Below are 12,056 nucleotides of genomic sequence, written 5' to 3'. Positions count from 1 at the left end.
CTCGACGCACATCGCTACTAGACAACCACGTTCTACGGCGCAGGTCCAGCTACGGCGTCTCACGATGCGGGATTCCGAAACCTACGAACGTAACCTTCTCGACCTTGTTCGGCACTCGAAACACCCGTAGGGTTGGTAGAGCGGTTCAGGTAGGAGCTGCACAGTAATAGCGAGAGGGCACCCAGGGCTCCTCGGCTCACGCGACATCACGGTTTATCTCCATTCAGGACGATCGTGAACTTGGGGTCTCGCGCCGTCACCGGCGTCGGACACTGACCGGGCTCGATCGTCGATCGATCGCTCGGCACGCTTCCTACTGAGACGAGCAATCCATGCCACTCACCACCTCGACAGTCTTCCGTTCGGCGTTCGACACCGGCAGAGGGCCGTCGACAACCACACCCAGGCGCTTCGATTCCGCGAAATCCTATTGTGTACAGCGCTTTTCCGGCAGCGTCGACCGTGAAACGGCCGCCGACTTCGCGGCCGCCCTCGACCGCGTCGCGCGTGATCGAGTCCATGGCGTCGTCCTGGACTTCTCCGCGGTGAACTTCTTCGGCACGATCGGACTCGTACTGCTCCAGACCTTCGTCGACGACGCCACCGAGCGATCGATTCCCGTTGTCCTGGTTGGCGAACGAACCGTCAGCCGTCCACTGGAGATCTGCGGGATGACATCCTACGTACGGGTCTTCGACACCGTCGACGACGCCGGACGCCAGCTCACCGAAGGTGAGATCGGTCCCAGTGCAACGGAATTCGCTACCTTCGAGTAGAACTCCGCCGGCTCGCCCCGGCAGGTCACCTCTTCAGGGTGATCTGCCGCGCTATCTCGACGAGCTTGGTGTTCGATTCCTGGGACAGCTTCTTCAACAGCTCGAAAGCCGCCACGGCATCGATGCTGAAACGCTCCATCAGGATGCCCTTCGCCTGGCCGATCACATCGCGGTTGGCGAGGGCGCTGTGGAACTGATGGTCCTTCTTGATGGTGTTCCAGGCCAACGCGGCGTGGGTGGCGTAGACAACGCCGATGTCCTCGGCGTGTAGGTCGAAGACCTGCGGCTCATCCGCGAAGAGGTTGAGCGCACCGATCTTGTTCTGATTGGCGAAGAGTTGGAAGGACAGCACGGAACGGATCGGCACCTCGTCCATCGCGCGACTCCGGTATACCGGCCACCGCTCGTCCTTCTCGAGATCGTCGACGCGGACAACCCGGTCGTGGAGGGCAGCCGAAAGGCACGGTCCCTCACCGACCTCCGCCTGGATGCGATCATGCAATTCTGCGATCTCGTGCGTCGAACCGAAGGACTCGATGGATCGTCGATCCGTCGCGACCGTGAGTCCGGCGTATTGGGCACCGGGGATCTCCGACACCGCACCCTCGACGATGGTCTTGGCCACCAGTTCGTCGTCGGCGTCGTCCCCGTGCAGCTCCCGAGCCATCTCCGCGATGCGGAGATGGACGTCGTCGTTCGCGTCGGTCACGATCGAACTCCTTCCCGGCGGGCGGGGCGTAGCGGGACCGTCCATGGCCGCCGTGACTATACGAACCCGAGTACCCAACGTACCGCCTGCAAACCCCCTGAACGGGGTTTCAGTGCACTGGACGATCTCCACCCGTCCAGCTCGCAAATCCACCCCTTTTCCGCAACGTCACCCCCGAGTGGGTGGTATGGCGGAAAAGGGGTGGGACTACCTCAGCGGAACGCGGTTTCGCCGGTGAGGGCACGTCCGATGGTGAGCTGGTGGACCTCGGAGGTGCCCTCGTAGGTGAGGACGGACTCGAGGTTGTTGGCGTGCCGAATGACCGGGTACTCGAGCGTGATGCCGTTGGCGCCCAAGATGGTTCGGCATTCGCGGGCGATCTTGATGGCCTCTCGGGTGTTGTTGAGCTTGCCGGTGCTCACCTGTTCGGGGGTGATCTCGCCGCGGTCCTTCAGACGGCCGAGGTGGTAGGCCAGCAGATGCCCTTTGCCGACCTCGAGTGCCATGTCGGCGATCTTGGCCTGGGTGAGCTGGTACCCGGCGAGCGGCTTGTCGAAGACCTCGCGGGACCGGGCGTAGTCGATGGCGGTCTCGAGGCAGTCGCGGGCGGCGCCGATCGCACCGAAAATGATGCCGAACCGGGCCTCACCCAGGCTGGTCAGCGGGCCGCGCAGGCCCTGTGCCTTCGGCAGCACGGCGGATTCCGGCAGGCGGACGTTGTCGAGGACGAGTTCGGAGGTCACGGACGCGCGCAGCGACATCTTCTTGTGGATCTCCGGCGCGGAGAACCCGGGGGTGTCGGTGGGGACCACGAAGCCGCGGATGCCCTCATCGGTCTGGGCCCACACGACCGCGACGTCGGCGATCGAGCCGTTGGTGATCCACATCTTGGTGCCGTTGAGCAGCCAGTCACCGCCGTCGCGCTTGGCGTTGGTGCGCATGCCGGACGGGTTGGACCCGAAATCGGGTTCGGTCAGGCCGAAACATCCGATCGCGTCACCGGCGGCCATGCGCGGCAGCCACTCGTTCTTCTGCTCCTCCGAACCCCAGTGGTGGATGGAGAACATCGCGAGCGAGCCCTGCACCGACACCAGGCTGCGGATACCGGAGTCGACGGCCTCGAGTTCGAGGCAGGCGAGACCGTAGGCGGTGGCACTCATGCCCGGGCAGCCGTAGCCCTCGAGGTGCATACCGAGCGCGCCGATCTGACCGAGTTCCTTGGCGATCTCGCGGGCCGGGAGTCTCGCGTCCTCGAACCAGTCGGCGATGTGCGGCCGCAGACGCGCGTCGGCGAAGTCGCGGACGGTGTCGCGGATCGCGATCTCGTCGGCGTCGAGCAACGAGTCCAGGGCGAAGAGCTGGGTCAGAGTGCTGGGGCGAGACATCGGAACCTCCGGGGAGTCGGGCGGCGTAGAACTGATCCTACAAGTCCGTCGAGAACGTTTGCGAGAACGTTTGCATGGACTAACGTAAGGGGTCCGACGCGCAGCGTCAACAGAGGCACTCGACAGGAATGGGGACCAGCGTGGCCGGTGGTCAGCGGACGCCGACGCTCAAGGAGATCGCCCGACGCGCGGGGGTCCATGTGTCGACGGCGTCCCGGGTGCTGCGACAGTCGGAACCCGCCGACGGCTGGTCGGAGTCGGCACTGAGGGTCCGCGAGGTCGCCGACGAGCTGGGCTACCAGCGCAATCTGTGGGCGGCGAGTCTCCGCACCCGCAAGACCACCACCCTCGGCGTCGTGATGACCCGACTCACCGACGGCGTGGTCGCCACGACCTACCAGGGCATCGAGCAGGAGGCGACCCGCGCCGGCTACTCGGTGCTCCTGTCCAGTCCGCCCGACGACCCGGAAGCCCAGCGTGCGGCTATCGAACTGCTCGTGGGACGGCAGGTCGACGGTCTCCTCCTCAGCGGATTGCATCGCCCGGGCCGGAAGTTCATCGCCTCGTTGCGGGTCGGCGACGTACCGATGCTGACCCTGACCCGGCACGCAGACGCCGGACTCCCCTTCGTCGGCGGCGACGACGTGCGCGGCGGCGCCCTCGCCGCACGGCACCTGATCGATCGCGGGTACACCGACCTCGCCGTCATCGCCGGTCCGGCCCACGCGACGACGGCAACGGATCGACTCGCCGGCTTCCGGGCCGAGACCACGGCGGCAGGTATCGAACTTCCCGACTCTCGGGTCGTCGCATCGAGTTTCGAGGTGCGCGGCGGCACCGAGGCCGGGCAGGTTCTGCTCGACGCACCGAACCGGCCGCGGGGGATCTTCGCGGTGTCCGACACCATCGCCGTCGGTGTGCTCGGCGTCGCCCGCGACCTCGGACTACGTGTCCCCGAGGACCTGGCCCTCGTCGGCTACAACGACATCCCGATCGCCGCGCAGCTTCCGGTGCCGCTCACCACGATCCACTCCCCCGCCCTGGAGATCGGGCAGACCGCGGTGCGCGGGTTGCTCGATCTGATCGCGGGACGCGACGTCGAGTCGCGGCGCCTGCCGGTCGAGCTGATGGCACGCGGAACCACCTGAAAGCCGCGCGCCGCGTATCAGAAATGCTGCGCGCCGCCGTCGATCGAGATCTCCTCGGCGGTGATGAACTTCGACTCGTCCGATGCCAGGAAGGCCACCACGCCGGCGACCTCGTCGGCCTCGGCGGCGAACTGGTTGAGGAATGTCATGCCCATCCCGGCAAGGCGCGGGTTGGCCTTGTTCGTCTCCTCGATGCGTTCGACCATGCGGCCCGAGCCCATCGGCGTGATCACCGCGCCGGGATGGACGGTGTTGACACGAATGTCGTGCTGCCCCAACTCCGCGGCGAAGGCGCGCGACATCCCGACGAGCGCGTGCTTGCTCGTCGTGTAGTGAACCATGAACGGCTGCAGCTTCTTCCCGGCGAGCGAACTGATCAGGACGACCGATCCCCCGCCACGGCCGATGAGGTGGGGAGCCGAGGCGGTGACGGTGTTCCAGACGCCGGTCACATTGATGTCCATGGTGTCGCGAAAGCTCTGCGGGGTCACCTCGTCCCAGGTCTCGGGGATGCAGATACCCGCGTTGGCGACGACGACGTCGAGCCCGCCGAGCTCCTCGACCCCATCGGCAACCGCCGCCCGAAGACCGTCGAGATCTCTTGTGTCGCAGCGGGTGAGAATGGCCTTGGCGCCGAGGTCCTCGACCAGACGCTGGGTCTCGGCGAGATCGTCCTCGGTGGCCGGATCATACGGAACGCCCGGAAGCGGTCCGACGACGTCGACGCCGATGATCTGTGCCCCCTCGGACGCGAGCCGTACCGCGTGGGCTCGCCCCTGTCCTCGGGCGACGCCCGTGATGAACGCAACCTTGTCCGCCAAACGCGCCATGCCGATCCTTGTCTGCCGTAGATGTCGGGTCCGTGATCAGTCGACCGACTGCATACTGGCCGACCCTACCGACGACGGCCGGACGCGAAGTGGTTTCCCCCACTCACCGGTACGCGACGGCCCGATCAGGGATTGACCGCCGCGGCATGTGCCGAGTCGAGCGCGAACCGATTCTCGTCCCATCCGTCGGCGAGCGGGCCGAAGAAATGGAAGCGCACCCTCTTCACGCGGTAGAGCCACCGCCCGTCCTGCTTGACCAGCTCGTCGGTGTAGCGACCGGCAGCGATCGACGCGACACCGTCGAGGACGCACGGCTGCCAGAGAAATGACCGGGCAACAGCCGTGTCATCGTCGATCTCGATCTCGAGGTTGGTGATGAAGTGCCAGAACGAGGTGAGGCCGCCGTCGGCGAGACCTGCGAAGAAGGCGCGCATCTCGATCTTGCCCCGCGGGTTCGACAGGCCGTCGAACTCACCGTCGTCCGTGAACAGAGTCATCAGGTCATCCCAGTTCCCGTCGTCGAGGTGACGGCAATATCGCGCGTCCAGTGCGCGGATCGCCTCGAGATCCTCGAGGCGCGTCAACCGCGCGGCCAGATCGGGTTCGGTGCTCATGCTCATGCTCCAGAGTTCGTCGACGGACAGCGCAGCATATTAACGATTGTTCACGTGATCCACACCATAAGCCGGGTCGCCTGAGAGCGTCAACCAACCCGCGATCCGCTTCCTTGCTGGTGGAACCGCACCGCCCTACCCTGAGCGGATGAACACCCGATCGCCATCGGCCACCGCCGCATCCCGCGACCGCATCCTCGACGCCGCGCTCGACGAGTTCTTCACCGCCGGATTTCACGGCGCGACGATGCGCACCATCGGTAATCGCGCTGGTTGCAGCGCCGCAAACGTGTACAACCACTTCGAGAACAAGTCCGATCTGCTGGTCGAGATCCTCCGCACCGCGAGCGACGAGCAGTTCACCGCGACCCGCAACGCGATCCGCCGGGCCGGCAAGGACCCCGTCGAACAGTGGCGCGCAGCCGTCGTCGCACACGCCCTCTACACCGCGCAGAAGCCGCGCGAATGTCTGGTCGCGAACACGGAACTGCGCTACCTGGGCGAGATCGACCGCAAGCGTGTCGTCGGCTCGCGCGACGCCCAGGAGCAGCAGTTCATCGACATCGCCGAAAGAGCGGTCGATCAGGGGCTATTCCACATCGACCGCGTACACCAGGCTGTCACCGCGGTTCTCCTGATGTGCGCCGGAATCCCGGTGTGGTTCCGCCCGGACGGGCCGCGGACCGCGTCCGAGGTCGCCGAGGACTACGGCCAGTACGCCCTCAACCTCGCCGGATACCGCCCAGACGTCGGTCAGGCATTGACCGCGGGCTGACCCGGTGCTCTAATGGTGAACGCACGTTAATGAGTGGCCGGCGAGTACGACCCGGTTCACTCCGGCCCGCATTCACCAGGAGAAGGCCATGACCCATCGGCCGTCACAGCCCCGGACCGACAGCCCGCGATACCTGACCGAGGATCGGATCGCCATCCGCGACCTCGCCCGCGACTTCGCCATGAAGCAGGTGCTGCCGGTCGCCAACGAGCTCGACCCCGTCCAGGGGACCATCCCCGACACGCTCAAGAAGGCGATGGCCGAGGTCGGGTTCTTCGGCATCATGATTCCCGAGGAGCACGGCGGCCTCGGGCTCGGCGTCTTCGAATACTGCCTCGTCGCCGAAGAACTCTCGCGTGCGTGGATGAGCGTGTCGGGACTGTTGGCGCGCGGCAACGGCATGGGCGGCGGATTCACCCCCGAGCAGGAGTCCGCACTCCTGCCACGCGTGGCGCGCGGCGAATACCTCGGCGCCTATGCGCTTTCCGAGGCCGAGGCAGGCTCCGACGTCGCCAACATCTCCTGCCGGGCGACCCGTGACGGCGACGACTGGGTCGTCAACGGCACCAAGATGTGGTGCACCTATGCCGACGAGGCCGACTACCTCGTGCTGTTCGCCCGTACCGATCCGAACAAGGACCCGGCCAAACCGCATCGCGGCATCAGCGCCTTCCTCGTCGAGAAGGATCGCGGCGTGTTCCCCGAGGGCATCTCCGGCACCAAGGTCCGTAAGATCGGCTACTTCGGCTGGAACACCTGGGAACTGTCCTTCGACGATTTCCGCATCCCCGCCGACCGCATGCTCGGCGGGGAGGGCAAGGGCTTCTACCTCGCGGTCAGCGGGCTCGAGGTCGGTCGTGCCCACACGGCGGCTCGCGCGATCGGCCTGGCCCGCGCCGCACTCGAGGACTCCATCGCCTACATGCACACCCGCAAGCAGTTCGGCCACGAACTCGCGGACTTCCAGCACCTGCGTTTCAAGATCGCCACGATGGCCGCCGACATCGAAGCGGCCCGGCAACTGATGTACTCGGTCGCCACCGACATCGACACCGGCAGGCGTTGTTCGCTCGAGGCCTCGATGTGCAAGCTCGTCGCCACCGAGATGGCCGAACGGGTGACCAGCGAGGCCGTCCAGATCCACGGCGGCGCGGGGTACACCACCGACTTCCAGGTCGAACGGCATTGGCGCGACGCACGTCTCACCAAGATCTTCGAAGGCACCAGCGAGATCCAGATGCGGATCATCTCCGACGAGTTGCTGGGCAGGGCCGGGTCATGAGTTCCGCCCTCGCATCGATCCGCGTCGGCGTCCGGACCGCGACCGGCACCGAACCGGCCGCCGATGTCCTCGACCGCCACGGGCTCCGCATCCCCGCTCGTTCACCGTCGTTCGGGATGGTGGTGGCGGAGTGGCTGACCGACCCGGTCCCGGCTGCCGAACGGCTCGGCGTCACCTGGTCGGCCACAACGCCGATCACCGGGTCGGACCGTGTCCACGCCACCACCGTCGTGACCCGCGTCGGACCCGACGGCATCGACCGCGAGGTCCGGCTGCTCGACGACACCGGGCGGGTTCGCGAATCCGGGACGGAGACCTGGCGTACCGAGATCCGGACCGAAGTGATTCCGTCGCTTGACTTCTGCTCGATCGAGTGGGGTGAGCAACTGTGTGGACGCCTGCATCACGACGCCGCGTTCACCTCGTCGGTCTCCACCTGGGACGGCACCGTCGGACTGCGGTGCGGCAACCGCGAAGTGCACCTGCGCATCTACAAGGGCCAGGTCATCGACGTCACGCGGCGCGCGCTCCTGGGTGCCACGTTCACCTTCGAAGCGGCCCCTGTCACCTGGGTGGATCTGATGCTGTCCGACTCAGACGACTTCATGCGTCGCGCACTCCGTGGTGAGTTCTCCTCAGCCGGAAACGGATACGAGTATCTGCGATTGACCAAGCCGTTACACGCGATCATCCAGAACGCGCGAGCGATGGCGCGGGAGGTGCACTCATGATCGAGGCACGCTACCTCGAGATCCAGGGCGCCTTGGCGTTCGTCGAGATCGTCACCGCCGACCCCACCGCGCCGGGCCGGCGCGTCGTCGACATACCGACGGTGCTGTGCATCCACACCGCCGGACAGAGCGGCGTCCAATGGCGTTGTGCCGCACAGGACATCGCCGACCGCGGCTACCGCGTCATCGTCCCGGACCTACCGGGTCACGGACGCTCCGAGCCCTGCCCAACGGGCCCGATCACCGGCCTCGGCGACTACGCCGACTGGCTCACCGCCGTCCTTCGGCGTCTGGACGTCGAGCGGCCGTATGTCATCGGGTGTTCCATCGGCGGCAAACTCACGCTCGAACTGGCGACGCGGCCGGAGTACCCGCTCGCCGGGGCCGTCGCCATGGCCGCCGAGACCGGGCCGGGCCGGGTCAGGATCGCCGGTCTACGACGCGAACTCGAGGATGTCGCCGGGCCCGCCCGCGCGGACCGCACCTACCTCGGCAGCCTGGCCTCCGTAGGACGGGCGGTGCCTGCGGCGCGGGCACATCTCATCGGCCTCATGCACAAACGTGAGGACCCGGAGATCTCCTCGTCGGATCTCATCGGCTGGGGCAGTCACGATGTCCGCGACCGGCTCACCGAACTCACCTGTGGCCTGCACCTGGTCTGCGGCGCCGACGATCCGTGGATCAGTGTGGACGCCGTCCGCCGAGCCGCCGACGAGATCAACGAACTCGACGGTCCGCGTGCGGAGTTCACCGAGCTGGCCGGATACGGCCACTATCCGATGGAGGAGCTCCCCGACTTCGGTTCACGCGCCGACGCCTGGCTGCGGTCCCTGTCGTCCGGCACGCGCACCCCGGAGGTCGTGTCATGACCATCACCACCCGTCCCACGCTCGCGGGAATGCTCGCCGACCTCGTCCAGAAGTCCCCGGACAGTCCGGTGGCGATGGACGTCGCCGACGGCGAGGTGATCACCCTCACCCGATCCGAACTCGCACGACGAGTCGAGCAGCTGCGCGAAGAGCTGTCCGACATCGGTGTCCGTCGAGGCCAGTGTCTGGCGGCATATCTGCCGAACTGGTCCGACGCGCTCGTCTGGCAGTTCGCCGCGTCGGCCGTCGGTGCGCACGTCATCGGGGTCAACACCCGGTACAACGTCGGCGAGGTCGCCCACATCCTGAACTCGGCGCGGCCCGTGGTGGTCGCCGTCCCCGCACAGTTCCACGGGCTCGACATCTTCGGCACCTTGCGCGATGCGAGTTCGGCGGCCGATCCCGTTCCCGCGATCGCGGTCGTCCCCGGGCCGTTGAGTCCCACCGCGACGCCGTCCGACTTCGATCTCGGCGCGGGAGCCTGGATCGCCGGAAGTGGCGACACCACCGGCGTTCACGCACCCGCGACCCCGTCGACGGCGGCATGGACACCTGCGGGTGAGCGCGCTGCGGACACCGGTGAACTCGGGGTCGCATTCACGACCTCGGGCTCCACCGGGACCCCCAAGCTCGCAGCGCACCGGGATTGTGCCGTCGTCCGACACGCGCATGCCGATTCCGTCATCATGGACGTCCGCGAGGGCGACGTGGTCCTCGGCGTCCTACCCGTGTCGGGTGTCTTCGGATTCAGCACGGCCATGGCCGGTCTCGCCGGTGGCGCAGCCATCCTGATGGAGCCCGTCTTCGACGCGGTGGCCGCCCTCGATCGAGTCGAATCGCTGCGTGTGACCCACATCGTCGGCGGCGACGACCTCTTCGGGCGCCTGTACGACACCTGGCATGACGGCCGGCGTACCGACCTGAGTTCGTTGCGTTGGCTCGGCATCGCGGACTTCCTCGGCCGGTCCCATGACATCGCCCGGTGGGCGCGTGACGAGGCCGGCGCCGAGACGACCGGTGTCTTCGGTTCGTCGGAGATCTTCGCCCTCGCTCTGCTGTGGTCGTCGGACGACCCGGAATCGTTGCGCTGGAACGGCGGTGGCCGGCCGGTGGAGGATGCCATCGAGGTCCGTGTCGTCGATCCGTTCGACGACCGCATCCTGGGAGCCGACGAGGAGGGTGAACTGCAGTTCCGCGGTCCCAACGTCGTCGACGCGTATCTCGGCAACCCGGAAGCCGCCACGCGGGCATTCACCACCGACGGCTGGTTCCGCAGCGGCGATCTCGCGCGCACCCTCGACACCGGCGGCTTCCGTTATGTGTGCCGTATGGGAGATGTGTTGCGGCTACGAGGTTTCCTCGTCGACCCGGCGGAGATCGAGCACCGCCTCGCCGAACACGAGAACGTGCAGACCGCGAAGGTCGTCGGGGTCACCGGTTCTGGTGGTTACACCGAGGCGGTGGCCTTCGTCGTACCCGTCGAACCCGACGCCGACCTCGACGCCGCCGCGTTGAAGGCCTGGTGCCGCGACCGCCTGGCCGCATTCAAGGTGCCTGCCGCCGTACACGTGATCGAGGAGATGCCGACCACGGTCGGGGGCAACGGAACCAAGATCCGGGCCGTCGAGCTGCGCGACTGGGCGCAGCGGTGGTCAGGCCAGGAAGTGGACTACCGCAAAGGAACACCCGCATGAGCGTGAACACCGCACCACCCGCAGCCGACGACGTCGTGATCTGTGAGCCACTCCGTACGCCCGTGGGACGCTACGGCGGTTCGTTCGTCGACGTCCCGGCGACCGACCTGGCCGCGACGGTGATCTCGGAACTGTTGCAACGCACCGCGATCGACCCGGAGAGTATCGACGACGTGATCTTCGGCCAGTGTTACCCCAATGGCGAGGCGCCGGCCATCGGTCGCGTCGCCGCACTCGATGCGGGACTCCCCGTCACCGTGCCGGGTTCCCAGCTCGACCGGCGTTGCGGCTCCGGTCTACAGGCCGTACTCGACGCCGCGATGCGCATCCAGACCGGGGTCGCCGAGCTGGTGATCGCCGGCGGCGTCGAATCCATGAGTCGCGCAGAGTATTACACCGAATCGATGCGATGGGGCGCCAAGGGCGCGCCGGCCGCCCTGCACGACCGGCTGGCCCGCGGCCGCGTCACCGCGGGCGGAAAGAACCATCCGGTCCCCGGTGGCATGCTCGAGACCGCGGAGAACCTCCGCCGCGAGTACTCGATCCCGCGCCGGGAACAGGACGAGTTGGCCGTCGAATCGCATCGACGCGCCGTGGCCGCCATCGAGAGCGGCAAGTTCGCGGAAGAGATCGTGCCGGTGTCGGTTCCGCAGCGAAAAGGCGACGACCAGGTCGTCGACCGCGACGAACATCCCCGTGCCGACACCACGCTGGAGTCACTGACCCGACTGCGCCCGATCATGGGCAGATCCGATCCCGAGGCGACCGTCACCGCCGGCAACGCCAGCGGCCAGAACGACGGCGCCGCCGCCACACTGGTGACCACCCGGGCGAATGCCGAACGCCTGGGTCTCGATCCGCTCGCCCGCCTGGTCACCTGGGCGGTGGCCGGGGTCGGCCCGGAGGTGATGGGCATCGGCCCTGTTCCCTCCACCGCCAAGGCATTGGCGCGGGCGGGTCTCGAACTGTCCGACATCGATCTCATCGAACTGAACGAGGCCTTCGCCGCCCAGGCGCTCGCGGTCACTCGAGAGTGGAAGTTCGCCGACGCCGATTTCGAGCGCACCAATGTCAACGGGTCGGGTATCTCATTGGGTCACCCGGTCGGTGCGACCGGCGTGCGGATCCTGACGACACTGCTGCGTGAACTCGACCGTCGTGAGGCACGTTTCGGACTCGAGACCATGTGCATCGGGGGCGGACAGGGGCTCACCGCGATCTTCGAGCGGGTCTGAGACCCGGT

12 protein-coding genes are annotated in these 12,056 nt (G+C 67.0%); 8 read left to right on the top strand and 4 right to left on the bottom strand.

Going from position 1 to position 12,056, the window contains the following annotated elements; translation table 11 throughout:
* Positions 1-332: 332 nt before the first annotated feature.
* Positions 333-776, top strand: coding sequence for an STAS domain-containing protein (locus BPODLACK_RS17180; RefSeq protein ID WP_024499663.1), 444 nt, complete (start codon positions 333-335; stop codon positions 774-776).
* Positions 777-801: 25 nt separating this feature from the next.
* Here the strand turns inward: BPODLACK_RS17180 and BPODLACK_RS17175 are convergent, their stop codons facing one another.
* Positions 802-1,485, bottom strand: coding sequence for a GAF and ANTAR domain-containing protein (locus tag BPODLACK_RS17175; protein WP_159405789.1), 684 nt, complete (start codon positions 1,483-1,485; stop codon positions 802-804).
* Positions 1,486-1,697: 212 nt separating this feature from the next.
* Positions 1,698-2,870, bottom strand: coding sequence for an acyl-CoA dehydrogenase family protein (locus tag BPODLACK_RS17170; protein ID WP_159405788.1), 1,173 nt, complete (start codon positions 2,868-2,870; stop codon positions 1,698-1,700).
* 128 nt (positions 2,871-2,998) lie between these two features.
* Between BPODLACK_RS17170 and BPODLACK_RS17165 the strand changes: the two genes are divergently transcribed.
* Positions 2,999-4,018 (top strand): LacI family DNA-binding transcriptional regulator, encoded by a 1,020-nt coding sequence (locus tag BPODLACK_RS17165; protein WP_159405787.1) that lies wholly within the window; start codon positions 2,999-3,001, stop codon positions 4,016-4,018.
* 17 nt (positions 4,019-4,035) lie between these two features.
* Here the strand turns inward: BPODLACK_RS17165 and BPODLACK_RS17160 are convergent, their stop codons facing one another.
* Positions 4,036-4,848: a mycofactocin-coupled SDR family oxidoreductase gene (locus tag BPODLACK_RS17160; protein WP_024499659.1), complete on the bottom strand. Its 813-nt coding sequence runs from the start codon at positions 4,846-4,848 to the stop codon at positions 4,036-4,038.
* Between the two features lie 125 nt (positions 4,849-4,973).
* Positions 4,974-5,462: a nuclear transport factor 2 family protein gene (locus BPODLACK_RS17155; protein WP_159405786.1), complete on the bottom strand. Its 489-nt coding sequence runs from the start codon at positions 5,460-5,462 to the stop codon at positions 4,974-4,976.
* A gap of 148 nt (positions 5,463-5,610) precedes the next feature.
* On the opposite strand from BPODLACK_RS17155, the gene BPODLACK_RS17150 reads away from it, so the two are divergent.
* The 6 genes from BPODLACK_RS17150 to BPODLACK_RS17125 all read left to right on the top strand — a co-directional run bounded on the left by BPODLACK_RS17150 (position 5,611) and on the right by BPODLACK_RS17125 (position 12,048).
* Positions 5,611-6,237 (top strand): TetR/AcrR family transcriptional regulator, encoded by a 627-nt coding sequence (locus BPODLACK_RS17150; protein WP_159405785.1) that lies wholly within the window; start codon positions 5,611-5,613, stop codon positions 6,235-6,237.
* Between the two features lie 88 nt (positions 6,238-6,325).
* Positions 6,326-7,519 carry an acyl-CoA dehydrogenase family protein gene (locus BPODLACK_RS17145; protein ID WP_159405784.1) on the top strand — a complete coding sequence of 398 codons (1,194 nt, stop codon included), beginning with the start codon at positions 6,326-6,328 and terminating at the stop codon, positions 7,517-7,519.
* Positions 7,516-8,250, top strand: a complete 735-nt coding sequence (locus BPODLACK_RS17140; RefSeq protein WP_159405783.1) for a hypothetical protein — start codon at positions 7,516-7,518, stop codon at positions 8,248-8,250. Before BPODLACK_RS17145 ends, BPODLACK_RS17140 begins: the two co-directional genes overlap by 4 nt.
* Positions 8,247-9,119: an alpha/beta fold hydrolase gene (locus tag BPODLACK_RS17135; protein WP_159405782.1), complete on the top strand. Its 873-nt coding sequence runs from the start codon at positions 8,247-8,249 to the stop codon at positions 9,117-9,119. The genes BPODLACK_RS17140 and BPODLACK_RS17135 overlap by 4 nt, the downstream gene beginning before the upstream one ends.
* Entirely contained in the window at positions 9,116-10,813 is a 1,698-nt protein-coding gene (locus BPODLACK_RS17130; RefSeq protein ID WP_159405781.1) for an AMP-binding protein, read from the top strand. The genes BPODLACK_RS17135 and BPODLACK_RS17130 overlap by 4 nt, the downstream gene beginning before the upstream one ends.
* Positions 10,810-12,048, top strand: a complete 1,239-nt coding sequence (locus BPODLACK_RS17125; protein WP_159405780.1) for an acetyl-CoA C-acetyltransferase — start codon at positions 10,810-10,812, stop codon at positions 12,046-12,048. The genes BPODLACK_RS17130 and BPODLACK_RS17125 overlap by 4 nt, the downstream gene beginning before the upstream one ends.
* Positions 12,049-12,056: the final 8 nt, after the last annotated feature.

The sequence above is a fragment of the Gordonia sp. YY1 genome, assembly GCF_009872315.1.
GTDB lineage: Bacteria > Actinomycetota > Actinomycetes > Mycobacteriales > Mycobacteriaceae > Gordonia > Gordonia amicalis.
Note: the sequence above shows the minus strand (reverse complement) of the source record. Positions and strands in the feature narration are given on the sequence as shown.

Excerpts from the sequence above, each read along its gene's own strand:
- BPODLACK_RS17165 (WP_159405787.1), top strand. The coding sequence starts at position 2,999 with ATGGGGACCAGCGTGGCCGGTGGTCAGCGGACGCCGACGCTCAAGGAG.
- BPODLACK_RS17130 (WP_159405781.1), top strand. The coding sequence starts at position 9,116 with ATGACCATCACCACCCGTCCCACGCTCGCGGGAATGCTCGCCGACCTC.
- BPODLACK_RS17140 (WP_159405783.1), top strand. The coding sequence starts at position 7,516 with ATGAGTTCCGCCCTCGCATCGATCCGCGTCGGCGTCCGGACCGCGACC.
- BPODLACK_RS17135 (WP_159405782.1), top strand. The coding sequence starts at position 8,247 with ATGATCGAGGCACGCTACCTCGAGATCCAGGGCGCCTTGGCGTTCGTC.
- BPODLACK_RS17170 (WP_159405788.1), bottom strand. The coding sequence starts at position 2,870 with ATGTCTCGCCCCAGCACTCTGACCCAGCTCTTCGCCCTGGACTCGTTG.
- BPODLACK_RS17150 (WP_159405785.1), top strand. The coding sequence starts at position 5,611 with ATGAACACCCGATCGCCATCGGCCACCGCCGCATCCCGCGACCGCATC.
- BPODLACK_RS17125 (WP_159405780.1), top strand. The coding sequence starts at position 10,810 with ATGAGCGTGAACACCGCACCACCCGCAGCCGACGACGTCGTGATCTGT.
- BPODLACK_RS17160 (WP_024499659.1), bottom strand. The coding sequence starts at position 4,848 with ATGGCGCGTTTGGCGGACAAGGTTGCGTTCATCACGGGCGTCGCCCGA.
- BPODLACK_RS17180 (WP_024499663.1), top strand. The coding sequence starts at position 333 with ATGCCACTCACCACCTCGACAGTCTTCCGTTCGGCGTTCGACACCGGC.
- BPODLACK_RS17145 (WP_159405784.1), top strand. The coding sequence starts at position 6,326 with ATGACCCATCGGCCGTCACAGCCCCGGACCGACAGCCCGCGATACCTG.
- BPODLACK_RS17155 (WP_159405786.1), bottom strand. The coding sequence starts at position 5,462 with ATGAGCACCGAACCCGATCTGGCCGCGCGGTTGACGCGCCTCGAGGAT.